At 43.8% G+C, this 26,908-nt stretch carries 19 protein-coding genes; 10 read left to right on the top strand and 9 right to left on the bottom strand.

What is annotated here, in order from left to right; translation table 11 throughout:
- Window positions 1-109 precede the first annotated feature (109 nt).
- The gene (locus F6K52_RS06070; protein ID WP_293075372.1) at window positions 110-931 is read left to right on the top strand and encodes a tetratricopeptide repeat protein; all 822 of its coding nucleotides are present in this window, start codon (window positions 110-112) and stop codon (window positions 929-931) included.
- Between the two features lie 138 nt (window positions 932-1,069).
- On the opposite strand, the gene F6K52_RS06065 is transcribed toward F6K52_RS06070, so the two are convergent.
- Window positions 1,070-2,512: an MFS transporter gene (locus tag F6K52_RS06065; RefSeq protein ID WP_293075370.1), complete on the bottom strand. Its 1,443-nt coding sequence runs from the start codon at window positions 2,510-2,512 to the stop codon at window positions 1,070-1,072.
- A gap of 1,283 nt (window positions 2,513-3,795) precedes the next feature.
- Between F6K52_RS06065 and F6K52_RS06060 the strand changes: the two genes are divergently transcribed.
- From F6K52_RS06060 to F6K52_RS06050, 3 genes are all read left to right on the top strand, one after another.
- A complete protein-coding gene (locus F6K52_RS06060; RefSeq protein WP_293075367.1) occupies window positions 3,796-5,052 on the top strand; it encodes an ABC transporter substrate-binding protein in 1,257 nt (418 codons plus the stop codon).
- 63 nt (window positions 5,053-5,115) lie between these two features.
- Entirely contained in the window at window positions 5,116-6,012 is an 897-nt protein-coding gene (locus F6K52_RS06055) for a sugar ABC transporter permease (protein WP_293075365.1), read from the top strand.
- A 14-nt stretch (window positions 6,013-6,026) separates the two neighbouring features.
- Window positions 6,027-6,854 carry a carbohydrate ABC transporter permease gene (locus F6K52_RS06050; RefSeq protein ID WP_075897831.1) on the top strand — a complete coding sequence of 276 codons (828 nt, stop codon included), beginning with the start codon at window positions 6,027-6,029 and terminating at the stop codon, window positions 6,852-6,854.
- A gap of 182 nt (window positions 6,855-7,036) precedes the next feature.
- On the opposite strand, the gene F6K52_RS06045 is transcribed toward F6K52_RS06050, so the two are convergent.
- Entirely contained in the window at window positions 7,037-7,849 is an 813-nt protein-coding gene (locus tag F6K52_RS06045) for a TIGR01548 family HAD-type hydrolase (protein WP_293075376.1), read from the bottom strand.
- Between the two features lie 174 nt (window positions 7,850-8,023).
- Between F6K52_RS06045 and F6K52_RS06040 the strand changes: the two genes are divergently transcribed.
- Window positions 8,024-8,323, top strand: a complete 300-nt coding sequence (locus F6K52_RS06040) for a 30S ribosomal protein PSRP-3 (protein ID WP_293075362.1) — start codon at window positions 8,024-8,026, stop codon at window positions 8,321-8,323.
- Window positions 8,324-8,584: 261 nt separating this feature from the next.
- On the opposite strand, the gene atpC is transcribed toward F6K52_RS06040, so the two are convergent.
- The 6 genes from atpC to F6K52_RS06010 form a co-directional block, all read right to left on the bottom strand.
- On the bottom strand, window positions 8,585-8,995 hold the full coding sequence (gene atpC, locus F6K52_RS06035; RefSeq protein ID WP_293075360.1) for an ATP synthase F1 subunit epsilon: 411 nt from the start codon (window positions 8,993-8,995) through the stop codon (window positions 8,585-8,587).
- A 130-nt stretch (window positions 8,996-9,125) separates the two neighbouring features.
- Window positions 9,126-10,574 carry a F0F1 ATP synthase subunit beta gene (gene atpD, locus F6K52_RS06030; RefSeq protein WP_293075358.1) on the bottom strand — a complete coding sequence of 483 codons (1,449 nt, stop codon included), beginning with the start codon at window positions 10,572-10,574 and terminating at the stop codon, window positions 9,126-9,128.
- Between the two features lie 323 nt (window positions 10,575-10,897).
- Entirely contained in the window at window positions 10,898-11,215 is a 318-nt protein-coding gene (gene minE / locus F6K52_RS06025; protein WP_293075356.1) for a cell division topological specificity factor MinE, read from the bottom strand.
- A 76-nt stretch (window positions 11,216-11,291) separates the two neighbouring features.
- On the bottom strand, window positions 11,292-12,086 hold the full coding sequence (gene minD / locus F6K52_RS06020; protein WP_293075354.1) for a septum site-determining protein MinD: 795 nt from the start codon (window positions 12,084-12,086) through the stop codon (window positions 11,292-11,294).
- Window positions 12,083-13,060: a septum site-determining protein MinC gene (minC, locus tag F6K52_RS06015; protein WP_364416255.1), complete on the bottom strand. Its 978-nt coding sequence runs from the start codon at window positions 13,058-13,060 to the stop codon at window positions 12,083-12,085. The genes minD and minC overlap by 4 nt, the downstream gene beginning before the upstream one ends.
- A gap of 6 nt (window positions 13,061-13,066) precedes the next feature.
- Complete coding sequence (locus F6K52_RS06010) at window positions 13,067-14,389, bottom strand: four-carbon acid sugar kinase family protein (RefSeq protein WP_293075352.1); 1,323 nt, start codon at window positions 14,387-14,389, stop codon at window positions 13,067-13,069.
- 511 nt (window positions 14,390-14,900) lie between these two features.
- On the opposite strand from F6K52_RS06010, the gene lysS reads away from it, so the two are divergent.
- The gene (gene lysS, locus F6K52_RS06005) at window positions 14,901-16,619 is read left to right on the top strand and encodes a lysine--tRNA ligase (RefSeq protein WP_293075350.1); all 1,719 of its coding nucleotides are present in this window, start codon (window positions 14,901-14,903) and stop codon (window positions 16,617-16,619) included.
- Between the two features lie 312 nt (window positions 16,620-16,931).
- Complete coding sequence (locus F6K52_RS06000; protein ID WP_293075347.1) at window positions 16,932-18,566, top strand: alpha-D-glucose phosphate-specific phosphoglucomutase; 1,635 nt, start codon at window positions 16,932-16,934, stop codon at window positions 18,564-18,566.
- 477 nt (window positions 18,567-19,043) lie between these two features.
- Here the strand turns inward: F6K52_RS06000 and F6K52_RS05995 are convergent, their stop codons facing one another.
- Window positions 19,044-19,250, bottom strand: a complete 207-nt coding sequence (locus tag F6K52_RS05995; RefSeq protein WP_293075345.1) for a hypothetical protein — start codon at window positions 19,248-19,250, stop codon at window positions 19,044-19,046.
- 1,223 nt (window positions 19,251-20,473) lie between these two features.
- Between F6K52_RS05995 and F6K52_RS05990 the strand changes: the two genes are divergently transcribed.
- The 3 genes from F6K52_RS05990 (at window position 20,474) to F6K52_RS05980 (ending at window position 26,650) form a co-directional block, all read left to right on the top strand.
- Window positions 20,474-21,790 carry a hypothetical protein gene (locus tag F6K52_RS05990; protein WP_293075343.1) on the top strand — a complete coding sequence of 439 codons (1,317 nt, stop codon included), beginning with the start codon at window positions 20,474-20,476 and terminating at the stop codon, window positions 21,788-21,790.
- A gap of 821 nt (window positions 21,791-22,611) precedes the next feature.
- A complete protein-coding gene (locus F6K52_RS05985) occupies window positions 22,612-23,910 on the top strand; it encodes a hypothetical protein (RefSeq protein WP_293075341.1) in 1,299 nt (432 codons plus the stop codon).
- Window positions 23,911-25,207: 1,297 nt separating this feature from the next.
- Entirely contained in the window at window positions 25,208-26,650 is a 1,443-nt protein-coding gene (locus F6K52_RS05980; protein WP_293075339.1) for a VCBS repeat-containing protein, read from the top strand.
- Window positions 26,651-26,908: the final 258 nt, after the last annotated feature.

The following is a 26,908-nucleotide window of genomic DNA, read 5'->3' as shown; positions in this document are numbered from 1 at the left end:
CAGCGGCTCGGAAACATTTGGGCTATGAGTAGTTGTTAGTAGTTAGTAATTAGTAGTTAATAGTCAGTAGCAAGGAATATCAAGATTGCGGTCTCAGTTCAAATAATATATGAAACGCTTGATTCGGATTTTACTGATTTTACTGCTTGTCGTTGTATCGGCTGCTACGATAATCACACCCCCAGCAATGGCGCAAACCCAATTCCCAGAATTGACTAAGGCTCAGATCAAACAAATTAACCAGTTAAGGAAAAAGGCATTTGCTGCTACGAATCAGGGGAAATTCCCAACTGCTGAAAATTACTGGACTCAGCTAATAGAGCTGTTGCCAGATAATCCCGTCGGTTGGAGTAATCGGGGTAACCTTAGAGTCAGCCAGAATAAATTAGACGATGCGATCGCAGACTTTACTCACGCCATTGAGTTAGCACCAGAAGCCACTGACCCTTATCTAAATCGCGGTACCGCCTATGAAGGACAAGGGCGATGGGAAGATGCGATAGCTGACTATGAGCGATTGCTAAAACTTGATCCCAATGATGCCATGGCTTACAACAACTTGGGGAATGCTAAGGCAGGACTAGGCCAATGGACAGAAGCGATCGCAAATTACCAAAAATCCATCGAGTTAGCGCCCAAGTTTGCCTTTGCCTATGCTAACTATGCTCTGGCGCTCTATCAAATTGGTGAAACCAAAGAAGCCACGCGCATCATGCGCAACACCATAAGAAAATACCCCCAATTTCCCGATCTCCGAGCTGCTTTAACAGCTGTGTTGTGGGCTGACGGAAAACGGGGGGAAGCTGAGAGTAATTGGGTGGCAGCCGTTGGTCTCGACAAGCGCTACCAGGACTTAGACTGGGTAGAGCATGTCCGCCGTTGGCCACCAATGATGGTTGAGGCGTTAGCAAATTTCTTCAACCTCAAATGAAATTAACCTAATCAACCTTAGCTTTTCTCAAGAGTCATTACTTCAGGACTTACGCAATAATTTTAGGTCTTAAGCATAAGTTTAGGGTGCGTTATTAACGCACCCTAAACTCATAACACTTGACTAAACTATTGCTGTTCAAGCACGGTTACGAAGCAGCAGTTGTTTGAGGTTCCGACCCCGTGGCTCCCGGACAAATGCCAAAGGTAAAAGGGTAGCCAATCGCACCACTGCTGATAGGGCAAATAATGTTGGCAAACCACCGAAGTTAGGCAACTCGGCTAAAAAGCCACCAAACATACTACCTATAGCACCCCCTAATCCGGCTGACGCTGCTGCTGCTGCAAAATAGGTGGAGGGTTTGTGGGCTGGTGATATCTCGATTTGGATGTTATTGGCACACAGGTCAATGGCTGCTGCAGCTGAACCTGTCCCGAAGAATAAAAGCGGTAGCCAAACCCAAAGAGCGAGAGTTGTTGCGCTGCCGATCCCAAGCCAAAGTAAAGGAATCACGGATAGGAGAATCCCAACCATCACTAGTACTGGACGATTTCCGATCAGGTCAGACAACTTACCCCAGTAGATCAGGGTCAATAAACTTGCCCCAGCCATCAGACTAGTATATAGAGTTACCCAACCCACATCTAAGCCCAAATTGTCAAGCAGATAAACATTGAAAAACGGATTGCTGAGGGTGAAGGCAAACATCCACAATCCAAAGTAGAGTACAAAGATTAGGAAGTTTGAGTCTTTCAATAGGGCAGCATAATCAGAGGGCGTCGGCTCCTCAGACTCTAAGGTTTCATCAGTAGTCTCATCAGTCTTCGCAGTCTTCTTTGAGGGTATCTGAGGAGTGATATCTACCATGAAGAACTGAAAGACTAGACTCAGTATTCCAGCTAGGATAGCCAAAATCAAAATTACGCCATAGCCTTGAACTTGGCCACCTTGCCAGTTAGAAACAATGTATCCCAGTAGGGGAACACAAAGTAGGTTGGTTAAATTAGTAAAGCTATTGCGCAGTCCAAAATAGCGCCCTCGCAGGCGAACAGGAACTAACACCGCCATCCAGCTAGACCAAGAGGGACTACCCAAAGCTCCAAAAATGTGAGTGATGAGGTTAATCGCCAGTGTACACAACACTAGATGATGAGCTGGAGCCAGACCAGTGCAGAACATCCCAATGCCTACTAGGACAAATAACCATAGTAGTCGCGAAGGAATGAAGGTTTTGATGATAAACCAGTGGCGACTGTAGGATCGGTCAGATAAATAAGCACCAATAGGCTGTAGAAAATTCGCCAGTAGAGGTATCCCTGAAAGAATACCGATTTCAAAGTTGCTAGCCCCCAGTTGCAGCAAGAAGTTAGTGAGGAAAACCTCAGCTGTGATACAGGAAAAGAAGGTGGAAAACACGCCGTCAAGGGTTGCAGCCCTCAGGCTAGAGCGAATCTCTCCCTTGGGAATTTTTTCAGTAGGGCTAAGCGGCGGTCGTGCTTCCTTGTTTAGGGGCTTGAGCAACTCTGGCAATCGCGGTAAAGACGGAGCTTCTGGGGCGGCATCGGATATGAGTCTGAGCATAGCGGTTCAGGTAGCTAGATAGAGAGGACTTAAATGGCGAATTTGATGGAGACGAGTAAATCGTATGGGCTCAGGTAGCACCTGTACTGGATCGGCAGGCAGGTAGAATCTCCTATGCCATATCCTCCCTTTAGCATCCCCCTTCTTGATGGGCGTAGCGTGCCCATAGCGTAACCCTCTTGGCTTGCTCTTAAATCCCCCCTATACCCTCTTGTAAAACCTCCTTCGGCTAAAAGGGGTTTTACAAGAGGAGTCTATGCCATTTACATCACTAGGGAAGTAAGACTTGCTTACTCTCGCAGAAGACCTACCATAGCCTTCCTTACTCCTGGTAGAGTCCGGGAAGGTCTAGCTCCTGCGACATCTGCTATACACTCCGTTAACCCTTACTTTTCGAGAAGGGCTACTTTTCAATAACACTTATTCTCTAGCCTTCACCCAACCCCTTAGAAATACGAAAAGTAGTACTTTTCAATCATCCCTAAGGGTTACTTCCTAAGGGCTATGCCCTATGGGGAGAGCTATGGTCATGACGGGGTATAGCAGCGGAGGCTACGCTATTCAATTAACGGGGGAGCAAGGGGGATAGACATGGATCATGAGGAAAAATCATGGCCAATGCCTTATTCCCTTGTTTAGGAATCCCGATGTAGCCAGAACCGATATCTATATACCAATATCTGCATATCGATATCTACATATCAATACTGACCTAAGTACAGCTGTTGCCTTTTTTATCCCTGGGGCAACAGGTACCTTAAGAATAATATCTCAAAAAAAGTAAGATATTGCAACAAAAATACAATTAAGTATATTCACTGAAATCTTTCATCTGACGGATCGAGCCAAGAGGTACCACGACCTGGCTAGCGAAAAAAAAAAGGCGGAATCGCCTTCATAGTCTTGATCTCAGGTTTACGTAGTTCAGTTAGTCAAGAGTGTAGCCAGGATGAGGAGCATGGATAATCATAATTAAAGCTAAAGATAAGTGGTGGTATAATAAAGATAAGCAATAATAAAGTTGGCTACTAACAGCTAGCTTTACCCCCATAAATATGGCTAGTAACAGCTTTACACCTTAAGAAATAAGGACACCTTAAGAAATAAGCTGTAGAAAGCCATCTTGGACACCTTAAGAAATAAGCTGTAGAAAGCCATCTTGGATGTCGAGTTATCTCAACAACCATATCTTCTGTATTTACTAATTATTTCTAGGTACATAGCCACCTCCTCAGACGGGAAATAAGTTTTCCAGGGGAGGTGCCCAAGCGTCCTTACTTATCATGAAGCAAATCCTTTCGAGATGCCTAATCTTAGTATCTCTAATTGTGTTCCTAACTGGCTGTAGCCGCAGTATCGCCAGTGACATTTCCACTGTGACCCTGAGCGGGTGGCAGAGCAACCCAGCAGAAAAACAGCTCCTTGAGCAGGTACTGAAAGAGTTTGAAGCATCACATCCTGGTATAAAAGTCAAGTTTGAAGTGATCACTGACCAATATATGGATGTCATTAAGACTCGCTTGATTGGTGATGCTGCTCCTGATGTCTTCTATGTAGATGCCCTAGATGCTCCCTTACTCATGACTCACGGAGTCTTGGAACCTCTTGATGATTACATCACTGAGGACCTAGATTTAGATGACTTTGCTCCCCATCTTTCCGAAGCCTTCCAATCCGATGGCAAAACCTATGGATTGCCTAAGGATTTTACAACCCTTGCCCTTTTCTACAATAAAAAATATTTCGATCAACTCAGTATAACCGAGCCCCCCCAAACCTGGGAAGAGTTAGAAGACTATGCCAATAAATTGACTAGGGATAGAAATCACAATGGCAGAGTTGACCTATATGGGTTGGGCATGACCCCAGAACTCTCTCGTCACTACTTCATGATCAAAGCCTTTGGTGGTGATTTAGTTGACCAGAAAGGCAAGGCTGTCTTTGCGACTCGCCAAAGCCTATCAGGTCTAACCCCTTTGATGGATATGTATCGGCAAAACCATTCTGCTGCCATACCGTCAGACGTTGGAGCCAGTTCTGGGAGCGAAATGTTTGGTCAAGGGAAGGCAGCAATGGTTATTGAAGGTAGCTTTGCAATTCCTTACCTACAACAGACATTTCCCAAGATTGAATTTGCCACTGCTGAAGTTCCCAGTATCGGTAACCGAAAAGGAAGCATGGTTTATACCGTTGCTTATGTCATGAACAAGCAAGCTAAAAATAAAGAGGCTGCCTGGGAACTGATTTCCTATTTGACTGGCAAGGAAGGGATGAAAGCTTGGGCGAATGGAGGACTGGCAATCCCGGCTCGCAAATCGGTCATATCAGAACTTGGCTATGAAAATAATCCTCTGTATACCCCTTTTATCAGTGGTGCTGAGTACGCCACGATTTGGCAAGGGGATGAACAATTGCCAACATTTATGACCCATTTCGACAATCAGTTTCTTAGTGCTTTACTTGGTGAGCAATCCTTGAAGTCAGCCATGAAAAAAGCACAACAAACTGCTAACAAAGAAATTCAAGCAAGTAACTACTAACAAATGTCACTAGCTAACGCTAAACTTGAAGTTGACCAAAACGTCAAATCGAGGGATGTCAAATTGAAGGGATTTTGGCAGAAAGCCAAAGTTAGGGAAGCTATTTCTGGCTACCTCTTCATGGCTCCTACTATTCTAGTTTTAGGAACGTTTTTGATTGCACCAATTATCTATGCAATCTTCCTTTCCTTCCATAAGGTTGAAATTTTAGGAGGGCTGAGTTATCGATTTGTTGAGTTCAAAAATTTCCTTCGTACCTTTGAGGATGAGCGAGTTTGGATTGCCCTAAAAAATACAATTGAGTATGTCCTTATTGTTGTTCCTTGTCAAACAATCCTTGCTCTGGTTTTAGCTCTAGTCCTAAATAAAGAAATTAAAGGAAAAAAATGGTTTAGGATTATTTTCTTTCTCCCGACTGTCACTTCTTCAGCAGTTTTAACCCTAATATTTATCTGGATTTATAATTCTAATGGTCTACTTAATGGATTACTAGACTTCTTTGGTTTACCAACCTATAACTGGCTAGGAGACCCAAGCGTGGCTCTCAAATCCATTATGATTATGAATATTTGGTCTACAGCACCGTTTTTCATGGTGATTTACCTGGCTGCGCTGCAAGATATACCTAGATCCGTTTATGAGGCGGCAAGACTTGATGGTGCCAATGAGTTCGATCAGTTCATAAATATTACCGTTCCTTTACTCAAACCCGTGACATTTTTCGTTATGGTTATGGGTGTCATCGGTACTTTTCAGTTATTCGACCAGTCTTACATCTTCTCCGGTGGCACCGGTGGTCCAAACAACTCAACCCTGACGGTTGTGCTTCTTATCTACCAGTATGCGTTTAGAAGTCTGGATATGGGTTATGCCGCTGCACTAGCATTAATGTTAGCTGGTGTAATTCTAGTGACAACACTGATTCAACGCGGCTTCTTTAGAGAAGAAAAAGCGAATTAGGAGATCAAAGAAGAGTGAATAATTTTCGTTGGATCAGAGGGATATTTTATAGCATTCTTATCCTCTATGCCATTATTACGTTTTTGCCTTTTGCTTGGGCTTTATCAGCCTCCTTTAAACCCCTTGAGGAAATTATCGCTGGCGGGTTGAATTTTATACCCCATGATTTTACCTTCGATAACTACCGGAATATTTTTATTGAATCCCCTTTGTTTGGGCGCTGGTTTTTAAACAGTGTCTTGGTTGGCGTTTTTGTAACAGGATTGAATATTATATTTAACTCAATGGCAGGTTATGCCTTGGCCAGAGTTAAGTTTCCAGGTAATTCATTATTGTTGGGAATAATCTTAGCAGTTTTGATGATTCCTGGACAAGTCACCCTAATTCCTGGTTATTTAATCTTAAAGTCTTTGGGATGGCTCAATACCTACCAAGGATTGATTATACCGAGTGCAGTGAATGCCACCTTTATTTTCATGATGCGGCAGTTCTTTATCAATTTTCCTAAGGAACTTGAAGAGGCTGCTGCCTTGGATGGATTAAGTCGCTGGGAAACGTTTTGGCAGGTTGTCCTACCTTTAGCCAAGCCAGCTTTGGCAGCACAAGCTATCTTTATTTTTATGGGGTCTTGGAATAATTTCTTAATGCCCCTAATGATTACTTCTGACCCAGGAATGTTTACCCTTCCCTTAGGTTTAAATACCTTTAAGGGGCAATACATTAGTTATTGGAACTACATTATGGCAGCCTCAATGGTCTTTACTATACCGGCTTTGGGGATTTACGCCTTCTTCAATCGTTACTTTATCTCTGGGGTAACATTTACTGGCTCTAAAGGATGAGCTGATCAAAGGGTAAAGGGTCAAGTCTCACTACACACACACAGAAAACTTATACACAAATGCCAAGGTCAAGACAAGGAAGCTCTTGACCTTGTCTTTCTTTTTTTGGTGACGCTCTGTATTGTTTAAAGGTTGACTATTGAGCTTGAAGCTCAAGGGCTTTGAATCTTAAAGCATTAACCCTAATGTAGTATTTCCTGAATCTGTTCAGGAGTCAGCTGCTCAACATTATTAAAAACCGCTGTTGCACCAGCAGCTTTTAGCCTCTCTCCATAAGCCTCCCGGTGTTCTGGTATCTCCTGCACATGAGGGGGTAAAATCCCTACCCCAACCCAAACTCGTTCTGGATGAGAGTCTCTAGCTTTTTCAACAGTGTACATGTCAGCAACTGTGTCACCAACGTAGATAACTGGCAATTTCACCTTAACTTGGTGGTTCTGTTCTAGTTGTAGAACTACAGCAAACAGTCCTGTAGGGTCAGGCTTACCAGGAGCATCCTCCATCGCAATTAAAACAGGCCGTTCGAGACCAAGTCGTCCTTCTAGGGCATAGTTCGCTTCCTGTCGTGTTGCGCCACTGAAAAAACCCCAAGGAATCCCTGCTGTTGTCAAACTCTGTAAATAACTGGGTTGTAACAATAACGGTTCGTCACAAATGTAACCAGTCCAATGGTTGGGATCTGTTCCTCGATAGCGAGAATTGAAAAAATCAACAAGGGCTTCATAGTCGAGAGGTAAATGCGAACGCATTTTTCCTTGAGCCTCAAAGTATCGATAAACTAATTCTCGCGATGCCTCCCAGTCGTTATTCCATAGCCCTTCTGATTTAAGTTGGTCAATCTCTACCATAGTCGGTCGATAGGCACCACCAGTGTAATGGTCTACTGTATCTGCGATCGCTCTACGGTAAGAACCACTAACGTCACGCACCACGCCGTCAATGTCGAACACCACTATGGCATTAAAGTTAGGAATAAATGTTTCTGAACTAGGCATCATGCACGCTTGGGCTAGTTGAGCCAATATTGCTGATCAGCACCAATAGTACCAACAATTTGATCACAAACCTATCCCTGAATCTTGATCAAGAACAGTCTTCTTGCGCTAAAATTATCAATTGTACAATAGATTATAGTTAAAAATAACCTGGGATATCTGAGGGAGGCCTGATTGTCAAAATTTCTATTAAAAGTTCTCTGGCTAGATGAGAATGTAGCCTTGGCAGTTGATCAAATTGTCGGCAAAGGCACCAGCCCATTAACTTGTTACTTTTTCTGGCCCCGGAACGATGCCTGGGAACAGCTCAAGGATGAGATGGAAGCCAAACACTGGATTACTGAATCGGATCGCATTGAAATCCTCAACAAAGCCACTGAAGTAATTAACTACTGGCAAGAGGAAGGTAGGCGTAGACCTATGTCTGAGGCTCAGGCTAAGTTCCCGGAAGTCGTTTTTACTGGTAGTGCTTAATCCAGCCTTGCTGATTAATCTAATGATTGAGGGGAATTGGGAGTTGCTAACTGACCACTCATCCGACCTTAGTTGAGATGATTCCTTAGTTGAATAACATCCTTAATTCAACCCCCTTAATCCAACTGAAAGACTGACCGTGACCAACTCCAGAAGCTCCCCTACCCCCCCTGTTCCGGGGGGGTTTGGAGAGCTCGGAGCTTATAGGGTTTACATCCCTTGTTTACTTCGTTTATGGGGTTGGAATATACCCTTGTGTTACTAAACCATGCCACCAGCAGCTTGAAAGCGAGCACGGGCTTTCTTATAGGCTTGAGTTGCTTGGATTTTTTCTTGGGTATTTTCCTCGCTTTGAAGTTCTTCTAGACGAGCTTGTGCTTCGTTGAACTCAGCACCTGCAGCATCCTTGTCAATTTCATCTCCGGACTCAGCACCATTGACAAGAATCGTCACTTCATTATCTTCAACTTCCACAAATCCACCCATAAGAGCAATTGGTATCCACTCTTTGTCCGAGCGAATTCGCATCACACCAGTATCCAGCGCTGATAACAGAGGAGCATGATCACTCAATATACCAAGCTGACCGGTAGTGCTGGGTAAAATTATTTCCTGTGCTTGGTCATCCCAGACGGTTTTGTCGGGAGCAATAATACGAACAGTTAAAGCCATCAGCAGAATGAATTGTGTTTGTTGGACCTTGGAAGTTTAGCAGCTTGAAAGTTACAGGTTACAGGTTGAAGGTTACAGGTTAACAGGTTAACCTTCAACCTTGATAACCTGGCTTTGCATCAAACTTGACTTAACTCTTTAGTTTTTCAGCTTTAGCCATCGCTTGGTCAATACTGCCCACCATGTAGAAGGCTTGCTCAGGAAGGTCATCCAATTCGCCCTTCAGAATCATTTGGAAGCCTTTGATAGTATCGTCCAAGGTAACATACTGACCAGGAGAACCAGTGAAGACCTCCGCTACAAAAAACGGCTGAGACAAGAAGCGCTCAATCTTGCGGGCGCGAGCCACCGTTAGTCTGTCATCCTCGGACAATTCATCCAAGCCCAAAATCGCGATAATGTCTTGGAGTTCCTTGTAACGCTGTAGAGTTGCCTGCACAGAACGAGCTGTTCCGTAGTGGTCTTCTCCCACAATGCTTGGTTGCAGCATGGTTGAATTAGAATCGAGGGGGTCCACAGCCGGGTAAATTCCCTTAGATGCTAGGCCACGGGACAACACTGTTGTACCATCTAAGTGAGCAAATGTAGTTGCTGGCGCTGGGTCGGTCAAGTCGTCAGCTGGTACATATACTGCCTGAATGGAAGTAATTGAACCCTCGTTAGTGGAGGTAATCCGTTCTTGCAGAGCACCTACGTCTGTTGCCAGAGTAGGTTGATATCCTACAGCAGAAGGCATTCTTCCCAAAAGAGCAGACACTTCCGAACCCGCTTGTACAAACCTGAAGATGTTATCGATAAACAGCAACACGTCCTGCTTGTTCACATCCCGGAAGTACTCAGCCATGGTCAAAGCTGACAGACCGACCCGCATCCTAGCACCGGGGGGTTCATTCATCTGACCATAAACTAGGGCAATTTTCGACTCGCTTAAATTATCCGCGTTGATCACGTTGGATTCCATCATTTCGTTGTAGAGGTCGTTCCCTTCACGGGTACGCTCTCCCACACCGCCAAATACTGATACTCCACCGTGTTTCGTGGCGATGTTGTTGATCAACTCCATCATGATCACGGTTTTGCCGACTCCAGCGCCGCCAAAAAGACCAATCTTACCACCACGTCGATAGGGAGTCAGCAGGTCGATTACTTTAATACCGGTCTCGAATACTGAGGGCTTGGTTTCCAGCTCAGTTAACTTGGGAGCAGGCCGGTGAATGGGGAAGCGATCCTCAGATTCTGCCGGTCCTCTGTTATCTACTGGTTCACCCAAGACATTGAAAATCCGTCCTAAGGTAGCCTTGCCGACAGGTACACTAATGGGGGCACCAGTATCAATAACTTCCATACCCCGCACCAGACCGTCTGTACCACTCATGGCAACAGAGCGCACTTGGTTATCCCCGAGAAGCTGCTGCACTTCGCAGGTCACAGCAACATCTTGTCCAGCTTCATTTTTGCCTTCAATTCTCAAGGCATTGTAAATCTGCGGCATTTTGCCGCTGGGAAACTCTACGTCAACAACCGGACCGATAATTTGGGCAATAGCGCCCGTGTTTGTTTGTTCTGCGGTGCCTACCATATTGCGCTTATTTAGTCAAGCTATTGTTACAGATTTTGGAAAACAGTCTTAACATTTAGTAATGCCACTCTCCAGATTACCACTGTTGGGGTTCAACCGTATCAGAATCAGAAGTTGATCCCAAATTAAATATAAACACGACTAATGGTCCGATCGTGGCGGGGTGATCAGGCTAGTATCCCTTCGTTAATAATCACCTTCAGAGGTGATCCGATAATCAAGTCAAGTAATCGGGTCAATTTAAAACAGACACCACACACCCGTTCGCCTAGTCAACTGATCTATTTTTCACGTAGCTTCTAAACCTTTCAGCTACTAGACACTTACTCTTCTTCTTCGTCTTGAGTCAAGGGTTGGGATTCTTCCTTTCGTAGCTTTTCCTTAACTCGTCGGATGGGTAGATTCGCAATTAGTGCTGTTGCCCGTTGGTTGCTTTCTAAGGAAAACTCTGACCCATCGGGATCAATCTCAACGTAGCGAGAGACCACCTCCAGGATGTCTTGCCGCATCGACTCCACCATTGTAGGACTCAGGTCAGAGCGGTCGTGGGCAATTACCAGTTGGAGGCGGCGCTTAGCCTCTTCACGGCTACTTTGAGCACTCCTCCAGGAAAAAAGTTGTTCTAGAATTTCGCTAATCATGGGGATTTTTGGAGTAGTGAATAAGTCACACAGGGAGAGAAGGAAGAGGCTCTTTGGCAATTCACAATGTAAAACCTTATCTGAACAGGCGGCGTAAGCGGCTGATTAGGTTGTCGTGTTCTGCCATCAGGTCGAGGAAGGAAATATTTGCACCTTCTAAGCGTGCAGCAATGTTTTCAATGGCAATTCCAGGCAGGGTTTTCTTTTCTGATAAGATCAAGGGTTCCCCCTGATTACTGGAGACAATCACCCGTTCGTCATCGGGGATCACACCAATTAGCGGAATAGCAAGAATTTCTTGGACATCTTGAACTGACATCATCTGATCCGCTTTTACCATTGTGGCTTTTAGGCGGTTGACAATTAAGCGGGTCTGCTTGATTCCTTCCGCTTCCAGTAAGCCAATAACTCGGTCAGCATCCCGCACAGAGGTAATCTCTGGTGTAGCAACAATTAGGGCTTCAGTAGCTGCCGTAACTGCATTTTTAAACCCGCTTTCGATTCCTGCTGGAGAGTCCACCAAGATGTACTCGTAATTCTTGGCTAACACCCCCAACAACTTTTTCATTTGGTTGGGGTTAACGGCTTCTTTGTTACGGCTTTGGGCTGCGGGTAACAAGACTAGTCCTTCCTGCCGTTTGTCTTTGACCAAAGCCTGGTCTAAGCGGCACTGACCTGTTAAGACTTCAATAGCGGTGTATACTACCCGATTTTCTAGTCCCAACAGCAGGTCTAAGTTTCTCAAACCAAAATCTGCATCCACTAAAGCAACTCGACGACCCAAACGAGCTAGGGCTAAACCTAGATTGGCGGTAATGGTAGTTTTCCCCACCCCTCCTTTGCCAGAGGTGATAACAATAATTCGACTCATGAATTCAACGACAAGTGGGTTTTAGCAACATCAGCAGCTCTAGCAATACGAATCCCAAGGGAAGTCACGTAAGCTACTTCAGGATAGTACTGAAGCGGCGGTGTCTCCGGTGCCCTAGCTACAGCATCAGCAATCCGCAACTGGGTGGGTTCCATTTTTAATGCCATAATCCGACATTTTCGATTACCATTTGCACCGGCGTGGGCAATGCCTCGTAGATGCCCCCAAACAAATATATCCCCAGCTGCGATCAATGCACCACCAGGGTTCAAGTCTCCTATTATAACAATAGTGCCAGGGTGACGAATCTCTATACCAGAACGCACGGTCATTTGTAAGTACAGAGGTTCTGCGAGTAATTCGGCAGGTTGATCAATCTTCTGATTCAAAGAGTACTTAGGAGTTTCTTGTTCTACTGAGTAGCCAGCAGCTGCAGCAGCCACAGCAGTTTGTCTGCGCGTGGTGTAAACTCGCTTTAGCCTTAACTGGACTGCCCCAAGGGCATCAGCGATCGCTTGTAGCTTCATCCCATCCAGCAATTGATCCCCAGCCATCAGATGGACACTGGATTCAGGCTGCCAAAAGCGCTCTCCAGCATTGAGGCGATGCTTAAATTGTTCCCATAGGTCTAACCAATTGGCAATACTAGGGTTTTTAGTGGCTGGTGGCAAAATCAACAACAGTCGTTTCCCTTCACTTTTTAAGCGAACTTGCCCTTGGCAGTTAACTACCGAGTTACGGTCGTCGGAAACCGTTGAAACTTGTGATGGTTGGGCAGAATCAGAAGTCATGCAACAAGGAGCTAGATTGGTTAACGCACCGAAGAAAGATTCTTTCGTGATCATACCTTCTTCAGCAAGTTCTAGTGGATAAGTGTTGAGAATTGTAGCTAATGGTGGTATGGGGGAAAAGGGGAATATACTTAAGAATGCTATTGCTCTGTTACCCCACACCCACAACCGATATCCTGTCAAACATTCTTAGTTTGCACTCAATCGACGGTAAACCGTCACCAAGCCATTCACATCTCCCACATTGCCAGGAAATAGCACCACAGGTAAATTAGGAAACTGGGGATGGTCAGCAGAGGTTAGCACCATTGAGCATCCAGGAAGGATCTGACCCAATAGTCGTGCTGACCTCAAAGCCAAGCCAGTACTTAAGACATCATTAGAGGTAATACCCCCTTTACTGATTAAAAACCCAATATCTTTAGGTAATCCCCTCACGATATCCATCAATAAGCCTGAAACTACTGTTCCAAAGGCCAGCCGTTTCTGGACATCCTCAAAAACCAATTCCTGACGAGAGGTATAAACCACCGGTGTCTTACCAGCACTGTGAATTTCCTGAACCCGATCGAGAATACTTGCCAAAAGTTTTGCCCGTTGCTGTTCGGATTCATCTAGTAAATTGGCTACATTGACCTCAATACCGCCAATCCCAGATGCTCCCAATAGCTGCTCCAGCTGTTGGGTAGTCTTTTTAACATGGGAACCCACAATCACAGCTCCTGGTTTCCCCTCTCGGACATACTGAGCCATATCCATAGCGGCCACGGGTTGGGGGCCAAGACTAGCAAGGGAGGTTAAAATACTAGCAGCAGAGCGAAACAAAAAGCGTTTACCTTGGCCAGCCGCCTTCAGGACATCTGCCGCAAATTGATCTAAATCCCCTTGGGTTTCCCCATCCACAACGCCACACTGGTTATTGGAAAGTTTTACAAGGCGCTCCAAGCTACCGTTACGAATATCTGCTAGTAAAAACCGCTCGACCGCATCAGCCTTGATCTGACCTTTGGTCTTTTCTTGGACATAATCGGGTAAATAACTATGGCGATATCCAAATACCGAGTCACGGGCAAACTCCGTTTCATGCACTGGGGTTCTAATACCATCAATGATTAGGTAATGGACACTATCGACAGTGACTCGTCCGCCCTCAAAGAATGCCGGGACTAAGAAATGGGCATCAAATGGTCCTACTTCCTGAGCAATTACATCAGTTTCGACAGGATAATGCCCCCGCAAGGTGGAGTCAGAGCGACTGACTACCATAAAATCTTTTATTCCTTCAGCGTCTATGGCCATTTTGAGGTTATGGCAAACTTCCCGAGTCACAGTTGCTGCTTGCTCTGGGTTAAGAGCTCTGGTATTAGTAAGAATAAAAAAGATTGGGGAGTTATCCCTTAGTCCCAGCCGCAATGTATCCACATCCCAGTGCATCAGCAACAAGCAGCTGTGAACGGTTTGGGAGCCAGTCGGATCATCATCGAGGACAATAATTTTTGGTTTTTTGCTCATTTCCTAAGCCTGTTATTGAAATCAGTTATTTACGATGGTAATCGGGAATGGGTAATCGGGAATGGGTAATTGCTGATTGTGATAGCAATGGTTCTAATGATTAGGACATAAAGCTAAATTAATCGGGATATTCATATTAAAAATATTAGCACAATGCCATTCCATTAAAACAAAATTACAACCAATAATCAAAATTATTTACTAGGCAAAATCGTGTCCTAATATTTAGTAGCAACTTTCGCTTATATGTTACCAATATTTAGCAATAATTAAAAATATCTATAAAGTTATTTATAGTTGATAAGCTTTCAACAAAATCAGCTATAATTAGAGGTATAGAGCAGTGGTAACTGATTCTTGATAACTAGTTATACTTCCCTGATATTACCCATTACCTATTTTAACGAGGATGTTAACGTTTAAATTATAATTGCTATCTAATAAGGGGTCATCCGGCAGCTATAACTCAAAGTTTATCCAATATTTGTACACTAGATTCTTGCTATCAATTATGTCAGACCAATCCCGTCCAGAACCACAAAGCACTTCAACTTTAGAAGAAATTCGCGCCACACGGCTTGAAAAAGTTGAACAACTCAAAGCAGAAGGATTAATTCCCTATGCCTATAATTGGGAATCTACAGCTCAGGCTGCCGAATTGCAGCAAAACTATGCTGACCTAGGCAATGGCGAAGAAGTAGATGTGGAAGTGGCTGTTGCTGGTCGGATTATAGCTCGTCGTGTTTTTGGTAAATTAGCTTTCTTCAACATTCAGGATGAGACTGGTACAATTCAGCTTTACCTGGATAAAAAAAGAATCACTGCTAAAATGGCGGACCTTCCCAATGCTTTCAATATTCTCAAAAAACTCACTGATACTGGCGATATTATTGGGGCAAAAGGAACCATCAAGCGCACGGAGAAAGGAGAACTTTCGATCTATGTCAAGGAGTATGATATCCTGACTAAATCTCTGTTACCTTTACCAGATAAATGGCATGGTTTGACGGATACAGAAAAGCGCTATCGTCAACGTTATGTTGACCTAATTGTTAATCCTGATGTGCGGGAAACCTTTCGTCGTCGTGCCAAAATAACTGCTTCTATTCGGCACTATTTAAACCAACAGGATTTTATTGAAATTGAAACTCCGGTACTTCAGAGTGAGGCTGGTGGTGCAGATGCCCGTCCTTTTATCACCTACCACAACACCTTACAAATGGACTTGTATCTGCGTATTGCTACGGAGTTGCATCTGAAGCGACTAATTGTTGGTGGTTTTGAAAAGGTGTATGAGTTGGGGCGTGTATTCCGCAATGAAGGAATTTCGACTCGTCACAATCCGGAATTCACCATGATTGAAATCTATCAGGCTTACGCCGATTATAATCAGATGATGGTGTTGACGGAAAATCTGATCAGTAATGCTGCTAAGGAAGTGTTAGGTACACTAACCATTAACTACCAAGGTGAAGTAATTGATCTAACTCCCCCTTGGCGTAAAGTAACGATGCACGAGTTAGTCAAAGAGCAAACCGGTTTAGATTTTGAGCAATTTACCAATATTGAGCAGGCAAAAGCAGCAGCCAAAGATGCTGGTGTGGAGGTTCCCAATGATTGCTATTCTATTGGTAAATTGCTCAATGAAGCCTTTGAGCAGAAGGTAGAAGAAACGTTAATCCAACCGACTTTTGTTCTGGATTATCCTGTGGAAATCTCTCCCCTTACTAAACCCCATCGCTCAAAATCTGGTTTAGTAGAACGGTTTGAATTGTTTATAGTGGGAAGAGAAACAGCAAACAGTTATTCTGAGTTAACTGATCCTATAGATCAACGGCAACGACTAGAAGCACAAGCAGCAAGGAAAGCAGCAGGAGATTTGGAAGCTCAAGATGTTGATGAAGACTTTCTTGCTGCTCTGGAGTATGGGATGCCTCCCACTGGTGGTTTAGGTATTGGTATTGATCGTTTAATTATGCTACTCACTAATTCACCTAGTATTCGGGATGTGATTGCTTTCCCATTGCTGAAAAGTACCAGCGCTGTGATTAAATCCTGCGACTACGACGTAGACAAAAAAATTCTTCGGGTTGAATTCAATAATGGTAGTATCTATAAGTATCGAGATGTACCAGAGGAGATCTACAAGGGTTTGAAAGATAATGCTTCTATCGGTCAGTATTTTAATACCCATATCCGAGAAAAATATGGCTTTGACCGAGAAATTTAGTATAAGGATTCAGCCCAAGGCTCATCAGCCATAATCTAGTCACTTGGTCTTGGATTATAAGTTGAAAGGTCAGATTACAATTTAGTTATTAATCAGCGATTAGCTAACCTTGTGCAAAGCTAATCGCTTCTAGCTTAGATAGATTAAGGTGAAGCATTGACAAATAAACAAAAATGTGAATAGGTAAGGATTGATAGTGCGATCGCTAAAAGTCATCAGTCATTTGTCAAAGACTTTTGAATTTTTCATTAACAATGAACAGGTAACAGTTAACAATAAAGAATTAGCAGTACAACCTGTAGCTAGCTTGTAATGAACATACGCACTGTCTCTACTAAGCCCTTTACAGACCAAAAGCCCGGTACTTCCGGACTCCGTAAGTCGGTCACCGTTTTTCAGGAGCCCCATTACCTGGAAAACTTTATCCAGTCTATCTTTGACTCCCTAGAAGGGTGTGAAGGCCAAACCCTAGTTGTAGGGGGTGATGGTCGCTACTACAATCGGCAAGCAATTCAGACCATTCTCAAAATGGCAGCCGCCAATGGGTTAGGTCGGTTGTTAGTCGGTTGTGGTGGTATTCTGTCTACCCCAGCAGCATCTTGTCTTATTCGCAAGCATAAGGCATTAGGTGGCATTATCCTCTCGGCTAGCCACAATCCTGGGGGTCCAAAGGGTGACTTCGGTGTCAAGTATAACACCAGTAATGGTGGACCAGCACCAGAAAAGGTGACGGAAGCTATCTATGATCGGAGTAAAGTCATCGATAGTTACAAAATCCTGGAGGCTGCGGATGTCAATCTAGACCGACCAGGTGCATTTACTCTGGGAACCTTGAGCGTTGAGGTGATTGACCCAGTTGAGCCTTATACTCAATTAATGGAGTCCCTGTTTGACTTTGAGCGCATTAACCAGCTACTAACCTCTGGGAAATTCCGGATGTCTATGGACTCATTACATGCGGTAACTGGTCCCTATGCCCATGCTATTTTTGAAAAACGCTTAGGGGCACCAGAAGGTACAGTACTTAATGGTATACCGTTAGAAGATTTTGGCGGTGGTCATCCTGACCCTAATTTAGTCTATGCTAAGGACTTGGTGGATATTCTCTATGGTGAGAATGCACCGGACTTTGGGGCTGCTTCCGATGGGGATGGCGATCGCAATATGATCCTAGGAAGCTCGTTCTTCGTTACCCCCAGTGATAGCATAGCCGTGTTAACCGCCAATGCCCATCTCGTACCTGGTTATAGTCAAGGTTTAGCAGGGGTAGCCCGTTCCATGCCCACTAGTGCTGCTGTAGACCGAGTGGCCGCTCAGTTGGGTATTGATTGCTATGAGACCCCAACAGGTTGGAAGTTTTTTGGCAACTTATTAGATGCAGGTAAAGCCACTTTGTGCGGTGAAGAAAGTTTCGGCACTGGTTCTAACCATGTACGGGAAAAAGATGGGCTTTGGGCAGTGCTATTCTGGCTCAATATCCTGGCTGTGCGGGGTGAATCAGTGGAGCAGATTGTCCGTAGCCACTGGCAAACCTATGGTCGTAATTTCTATTCCCGCCATGACTATGAAGAGGTAGATGGGGCACGAGCTCAGGAACTGATGGAGCGTCTGCGTTCAAGTGTCCCAGACCTGAAAGGACAGCAATTCGGCTCTTACCAGGTAGAGTATGGTGATGACTTTAGTTACACAGACCCAGTAGATGGGAGCGTCAGCCAGAAGCAGGGGATTCGGATTGGCTTTACTGATGGCTCTAGGATTGTATTTCGCTTATCTGGTACTGGTACAAAAGGGGCAACCCTACGCCTCTATTTAGAGAGCTATGAGCCAGATTCCACTAAGCATGACGTGGATACTCAACAAGCATTGGAACCATTGATTTCCCTTGCCCATGAAATTGCCCAAATTCGGAAGTTTACAGAGCGGGAGGTTCCCACTGTAATTACCTAAGGTTTTGATGGTAACGTTTGCCTTTAAAGTTTGAAGGGAAATCCTCAAACCCAGTTAAACAAAGCAACACGGGTAATAGGTAATTAGGTAAGCATTCAGCCGTCAGCCTTGGCAGCCAGCCATTCGCGTAGCGTGGCCAACTGCCAAGGCTGACGGCTGGACGCGCACGCGTGAGCTTTTAGCTCACGGCTGAACGCGCACGCGTGGCCAAAGGCCTTCGGCACCTCAAGTAGCGCATATGCTTACTTGGTATAGCACTACGCATTAAAGTGTTTGACATTGATACAAGCTGAAAACGTTGTGTAGTAAACTTTTGCCTCTTGCCTCTTGCCTTGCGCGTAGCGCTATACAACCCCGAGCAGTTACCTATTACCTATTATCCGTAACCAATGAATAACTGTATCGGTAATAGTGGTTCGCCTAGATTTAAATAGCAACAAATTTTTATTCCTAGAAAAATTTTGATCATTGTTTCATTTAGCTGATCTCAACAGATATAGCAATCCGTGTAGGAATTGAGAGAATTTTGATGCGATATTCCCTACTGCCGTCTTGATGCAAAGCGCGAGTGGGGGAAACCAACGGCAGTCGCTCATGGCGCATGGGTCTGTGTGCGGAACCTGCGTCCGCACCTGTCTTGATGCAGTCGCTCATGGGGGAAACCCCCGCATGAAGGCGCTGCATCGCTCTCCAGCCCCGTGGGAACCCCCGCATGAAGGCGCTGCCTCCCCAAGACCGCGCTGCATCGCTACTTCCTACTCCCTGTTCCCTGTTCCCAGATCCGCTGTTCCCTTTGCTATAGTTTTTGGATATTTCTTCAAGTAAAGAAATAGCTGGCTACATTTCAACATTATTTATTGTAAATTAGTTAATTTTTAAACTAATCTTAAATACTCTTGTGTTAACCCTTTTTGCCACACAGTAAATTGATTGGGGCAAAAACTTGCTTGCACACCTCAATGACTGAATGAAAGAGAGACTGAATGAAAAAGATTATTCTTTAACCCAGATTTAGTATAACCCCTAACTGCTCTGAGGGAGGGTAAAATTCTTCATTCATAATTCTTAGCTGATTGATGTTATATAATAATCAATTTTTGATCAGGATCAACTCAGTAAATTTTTCATAAACTTTTATGAAAATTTCATTAAAATCGCTGAATTAATAGTGACATTTACGGATTTTTATGCAATTTATACTAATGGTAGGTTTTTTTTTCAGTCAAAACGCCAAGAAAAATATGAAGCCTAGAAGCAAACTAGTTTTTTGACTAGGTCATCTGTTAGGGGTGAGATGTTATCAGGGAATCGTTAGCCAGTCAAACTCTAGAAAAGGCTTCAAAACATTTATCTAGTTAAACTGGATAAATTTGAACAGGGCATCTTTGAACTATTAAAGGGGGTGTTTTACCCTTACTGATGTATCTAGAAACATGTATCTAGAAAGGTACTTTACCCTAGATACATCAATAAGCATGATTAAATATGCCCCAAAAGTTCACAGATAAAGTGCACAGACTCTTATCCCATCTCATATCAGGGACGTTGAGTAATGCCAGTGTCTTAATGCAGTTGCTCATAGCGCATGGGTCTGTCTGCGGAACACCGCGATTCTCCTTTGGAGACACTACGTGAAAGCACCTGTGTTGATGCAGTTGCTGATGGGGGAGACCCCCGCCTGAAGGCGCTGCCTCCCGAATACCGCGCTGCCTCTCCAAGACTGCTTAGGTGCGTTTGACCCGTAATTAAATTCGCCACGGGTCGCACCTCTGCATCGCTTTTGTAAGTTACACATTCCGTGATTTACTGAGTTGGGATGGAATACTTAAAAATTTTTTGGTGCATCAGGACTGAAAAGAAAAGCCAACCACTGTAAACACAGATAACTTTTGGGAAAAAACCATCTTATGGTTCTGATTGAAGCAGAAAGCGATCGCGTAACGCGAATAAACTACGAGACAACCAGTGCAAACAATATTGATACCGTTGCTTCAGGGGGTCGAGCCGTCCAGATATCAAACTTTAATGACCCGGTTGGAGAACCCGGTATACTTAGATTTGAATGGACAGCAGAGGATGGAGCGGCTGGTAAGTACGATATTAGTATTGCCTACTTTGACGAAGTGGATGGTAACTCTCCACTAACATTTAGTGTCAACGGACAGGAAGTTGGTACATATGTTTATAATCTAAACTTACCTGGGATTACCGCTTTTCCTGAGAATTATGTCCCTCTGAGCGGTGCCAATTCCAGTGGCACACTAACTGCTGAGGCTAATCCCAATGCCATTTTTAAGGACGTAGACCTTGCTCCAGGAGATGAAATAGAAATCTCGGTACTGGCAGATAGCCTTAATAATGATGCTAATTTCGAGCTAGGACGACTTGATGCCATTGAAATTACTCCAGCTGAAGAGATTATCCCCAGTTTGGATCTGTTCTGGCATAATCCTGTCACTGGAGACGTTGCTGCGTGGACTCTAAATGAGGAAGGCACTAGCGTCGAGACGACAGCGTTCATTACCAATCAAAGTGGTGAGGACGTATTGTTACCAGCAGACAGTCCATTGAACCCCCGTGGTGTTGTGGATTTAGGCGATGGTAACAGGAGTCCTCTGTTGCGTAATACCGAAACCGGCGGTGTTGCCATTTGGAAAATGGAAGGCTCTGAGTTCCAGGAGGAAATAATTATTGACCCACCAGCAGATGGCCCAGGTTCAAACCTCGACTGGGAAATCCGTGGCACCGGAGATGTTAACAGTGGTGGTGGAGAAGAAATCTTCTGGTACAACACATCTACTGGAGAAATTGCTGTTTCAGAGATAGATGAAACGGGGCTTGGGAATGCTACGTTTATTACGAATACTAATGGTGACAGGTTGGTCATACCATCTGACAATGACTGGCAGTTACTTGCGGCTGGAGACATGGATGGCGATGGTGATGCAGATGCTATCTGGGAAAATATGACTACCAAACAGTTTGCCTACTGGAACCTCGAAGGTACTGTTTACCAGAACGCAGTGCTGATCGATTCACCAGCGGCAGACGGTGGTTGGGAATTCCGTGGTGCCTATGACGCTAACAACGATAATATTGATGATTTCTTCTTCCGTAATTCCATGACTGGAGACAATGGCATCTGGATGATCCAGAATGACTCAGTGGATCAATTTGTTTCTATCACTCCGGTCGAAGATACTAACTTCTCCTTCTACGTGTAGGATAGTCAACAGCTAGCTTTACTGTTGTAATTAACGTCAAGAAAAACCCACCCCTTCTGCTTAAGTTCAAGGGGTGGGCTTTTTGTTCACTTAAATCTGAGTCTAATCTTTCCGAGTGTCAGCGACATTCCCATCTAATTATCAGAAACCAGATCTCGAAGGCATTTACCCTTCTGTTAAGCCTTTTTGCCCCACAGTAAATTGAATGGGGCAAAAACTTGGATCGACACCTCAATGACTTATAGCAAGTCTTATACCCATGAGGTACAAATCTTTGGGTTTTAGGGACTTCGGAGCAGGGAGCAGGGAAGAGGAACCCACCCCTAACCCCTCCCAGGAGGGGAAGAGAATGAAGAGGGAAAAATAATGTGTACCTCATAGCTACGAGAAACGTTATATCTCTGACTTGAAAGAAACGGCTGAACAAAAGCCCAAGCGGATTCGAGACTATTGGGGCGATTCGAACAAAGTTCATTATGTCTGTTGATGTCACTCACCGGTGTTGATAAATCTCGTATCAGGACAACTCCTCTGGTACTTTGAAGGGCGATCGCTCGTAATTTAGCTCTGAATCTTTATGGAGATGCAGGGTTTGACAACATGGCTCAGGCACAAAGAAAATGCCAATTTGGGCTTAATAATATTTTGGCACTTTTTAGAATGAAATAGCCCTAATGCCAACTTAGTAAGTTACGGGATGTGTAACTTACTAAGTTGGGACTGAATTGGGATGGAGTAATTAAAAATTTTTTGGTGCATTACGACAGAAAAGAAAAGCCAAGCACTGTAAACACAGATAACTTTTGGGAGAAAACTATCTTATGGTTCTGATTGAAGCTGAAAGCAATCGCGTAAGGCGAGTAAACTACGAAATAATCTCTGACGACGATATTCCTGCGGTTGCTTCAGGCGGTCAAGCCGTCAGGATTAAAGATACTAATATAGCCGGTGTGCTTAAATTTGAATGGACAGCAGAGGATGGACTGGCTGGTAAGTATGATATTCGTATTGCCCACTTTGATGAAAATGATGGGAACTCTCCACTGACATTTAGTGTCAATGAAAAAGTTTATGACTATACTTTCAATATAGATTTACCTGGGGCTGAAGGTTTCAAAGAGAATTTTGTCCCTCTTAGGGGTGCCAATTCCAGTGGCACTCTAAGTGTTGATGATAATCCAAATCCCATTTTTAAGGGCGTAGACCTTGCTCCAGATAATGTAATAGAAATCTCGGTACTGGCAAGTGGCAATAATAAGGATGATAATTTGGAGCTAGGGCGAATTGATGCCATTGAAATTACCCCAGCTGAAGAGATTATCCCCAGTTTGGATTTGTTCTGGCATCATTCTGTCAGCAGACAAGTTGGTGTGTGGACTCTAAATGAGGAAAGCACTAGCCTCGAGACCGCAGCGTTCATTACCGATCAAAGTGGTGAGGACGTATTAGTACCAGACGACAATCCATGGGAAGGCCGTGGTGTTTTGGATTTAGGTGATGGTAACAGGAATCTTCTGTGGCGTGATACGGTGACCGGCGGTGTTGCCATTTGGAAGATGAAAGGCTCTGAGTTCCAGGACGAGATAATTATTGACCCACCAGCAGATGGCCCAGGTTCAAACCTCGACTGGGAAATCCGTGGCACCGGAGATGTTAACGGTGGTGGTGCAGAAGAAATCTTCTGGTACAACACATCTACTGGAGAAATTGCTGTTTGGGAGATAGATGAAAGCGGGTTTGAGAATGCTACGTTTATTACGGATACCAGTAATGAGGCGATGATTATATCACCTGACAATGACTGGCAGTTACTTGCGGCTGGAGACATGGATGGCGATGGTGACGCAGATGCTATCTGGGAAAATATGACTACCAAACAGTTTGGCTACTGGAAGCTCGATGGTACTGTTTACCAGGAGGCAGTGCTGATTGATGCCCGACCAGCAGACGGTGGTTGGGAATTCCGTGGTGCCTATGACGCTAACCGAGATGGTGTTAATGATTTCTTCTTCCGTAATTCCCAAGGACAGAATGGCATGTGGATGATCGAGAATAACTCACTGGGTGAGATTGTCGGGATCGATACGGTCGAAGATACTAACTTCTCCTTCTACGTTTAGGATAATCAGCAGCTAGCTTTAATTTTGTAATTAAAGTGAACAAGCAGCCCACCCCTTCCGCTTAGGCTCAAGGGGTGGGTTGATTGTTCAGTTCAATCTGAGTCTAATCTTTCCGAGTGTCAGCGGCATTCCCATCTAATTTTCAGAAACCAGATCTCCAAGGCATTTACACTTCTGTTAAGCCTTTTTGCCTTCACGGGGTGACAAGCGAATTGAAAGTACAGGGGTTAGGGAACATTGTCAAGGAGGTATGGATTGATTAAAACTATCATTGACGTTGTCTGGTGAAAATTGCTTCAACTGCTGGGAAATACAACAAGACGAGTCGCTGTAATTTCCCCAATACCTAATACTTAATACCTAATACCTAATACTTAATACCTAATACTTAATACCTAATACTTAATACCTAATCCCTAATCCCTAATACTTAATACCTAATCCCTAATACTTAATACCTAATCCCTAATACCTAATACCTAATCCCTGCCTAGGTTTGAGCTTTGTTGTCACCCCGTGAGCTTTTTGCCCCACAGTAAATTGAATGGGGCAAAAACTTGGCTCAATACCTCAATGACTTAATCAAATAGGGACTTAATGAAATAGGGAATTATTTAACCTGGATTTGGTATAAACCCTAACGTAAGCATTCAGCCTATATTCTTAGGTGAATTGATGTTATATAATAATGAGTTTGTTATCAGTACCAACTCAGTAAAAATTCCATGAACTTTTATGAAGTTCTGATGAAAAGCGCTAATTTGATAGTGACATTTACGGATTTTTATGTCATTTATACTAATGGTAGGATTTTTTTTGAAGTCAAAACGCAAAAAAAAAAATAGGAAGCCTAAAACCAAACTAGTTTTTTGACTAGGTCATCTAGGGATGAAATTTTATCAGGGTATCGTTAGCGAGGAAAACTCTATAAAAGGCTTCAAAAAATTTATCCAGTGAAACTGGATAAGTTTGATCAGGGCATCTTTGAACTATTAAAAGGGGTGTTTTACCCTTATCGATATATCTAGAAGTACGTATCTATAAAGGGACTTTACTCTAGATACATCGATAAGCATGATTAAATTTTCCCCAAAAGTTCACAGACAAATTTCACAGACTCTTATTCCATCTCATGGCAGGGACTTTAAGTAATGCCAGTGTAGTAAGTTACACATCCCGTAACTTACTAATTTTGGACTGAATTGGGATGGAGTCATTAGAAATTTTTTGGTGCATCAGCACGGAAAAAAAAGCCAACCACTGTAAACACAAATAACTTTTGGGACAAAACTATCTTATGGGTAATATTCTTCAAGCAGAGGACATTTTACAAGAAATTTTAAACGATCCAAATAAAGATCAAAAAAGATACATTTTTGAGAATAAAACAGGAGGTATTGATGTTCTTATAAACGGTGAAGTTGTCAAAAAACAAGGTGTCAAAATAGACATTAGTGGCATTAACAACATTGACGACGTTATTAATGGAACGGAGGATCCTCCAGAAGGTGTGCTTACCTTTGATTGGAAAAAAGAGTATGGACCGCTTGGTAAGTACGATATTAGTATTGCCTACTTTGACGAAGCGGATGGGGAATCTGAACTGACATTTAAAGTCAACGGACAGGAAGTTGGTACCTATGTTTATGATCTAAACTTAATTGGTAATAATACAGTACGGCCAACAGCTGAGGCAAAGACTTATGTCCCTCTGGAGGGTGACAATTCAGCTGACACTTTAAGTGATGAGGATAATCCAAATCCCATTTTTAAGAACATAGACCTTGCTCCAGGGGATCAAATCGAAATTTCGGCACTGGCAAGTAGCAATGGTCAATTTCCCCCGAACCAGGAGGATGTAAGAACTTTCGAGCTAGGGCGAATTGATGAGATTGAATTTACCCGAGCCCCCAGTGTGGATCTGTTCTGGCATAATTCTGAAAGTGCAGAAAATGAAACAGTTGAGTTTTGGACTCTAACTGAGCAAGACACTAACGAGAAGCCGACCAAATTAATGAAAGATCAACACTTCATTAAAGATAGTCCGGAGAAGTTGGTACCAGACAACGCTGGATTGAAAGCCTATGGTGTTATAGATTTAGGCGATGGTAACAGGAGTCCTCTGTGGCGTGATAACGTAACCGGTGCTGTTTCGGTTTGGAAGATGAAAGGCTCTGAGTTCGAGAAGGAAATAATTATTGACTCACTACCAGGTGGCCCAAAATTAGATTGGGAAATCCGTGGCACCGGAGATGTTAACGGTGATGGTGCAGAAGAAATTTTCTGGTACAACACATCCACAGGAGACATTGGTGTTTGGGAGATAGATGAAAACGGGCTTCAGAATTCTCAAAATATTACCAACACCAATGGTGAAAACATGATGAAAGCACCTGACAGTGACTGGAAGTTAGTTGCGGCTGGAGACATGGATAACGATGGTGACGCAGATGCTATTTGGGAACATAAGCAGGATAAAACGTTTGGCTACTGGGAGCTTGAGGGTACTGTTTTCCAGAAGTCAGAGGAGTTCGATTTAGTTCCAGGAAACGATGATTGGGAATTCCGTGGTGCCTATGACACTTACGGAGATGGTGTTAATGATTTCTACTTCCTTTCCGGAGATGGACAGACTGGCATGTGGATGATCGACGAAAACCCACTGAATGGTAATATTTTCCTTGAGGATATTGTCCTCATGGATACGTTCGAAGATACTAACTTCTCCTTCTACGTCTAGGATAGTCAGCAGCTAGCTTTAATTTTGTAATTAAAGTGAACAAGCAGCCCACTCCTTCTGCTTAGGCTCAAGGGGTGGGTTGATTGTTCACTTCAATCTGAGTCTAATATTACCAGGTGTCAGTAGCGTCCGCCGTTCCCGTAGCGTGGGCAATGGACAAAAGGGATAATTTAATAATATTGATAGATTAATGATGAAAATTGAAAGTCTGGATAAATGTTTTTAGCCTATGGCCACGGTATTTTAGGTGCTTTGTGG

Source organism: Moorena sp. SIO3H5, from assembly GCF_010692395.1.
Classification (GTDB): Bacteria; Cyanobacteriota; Cyanobacteriia; order Cyanobacteriales; family Coleofasciculaceae; genus Moorena.
The sequence above is the reverse complement of the archived record's forward strand: the minus strand, read 5'-3'. Positions and strand labels throughout refer to the sequence as shown.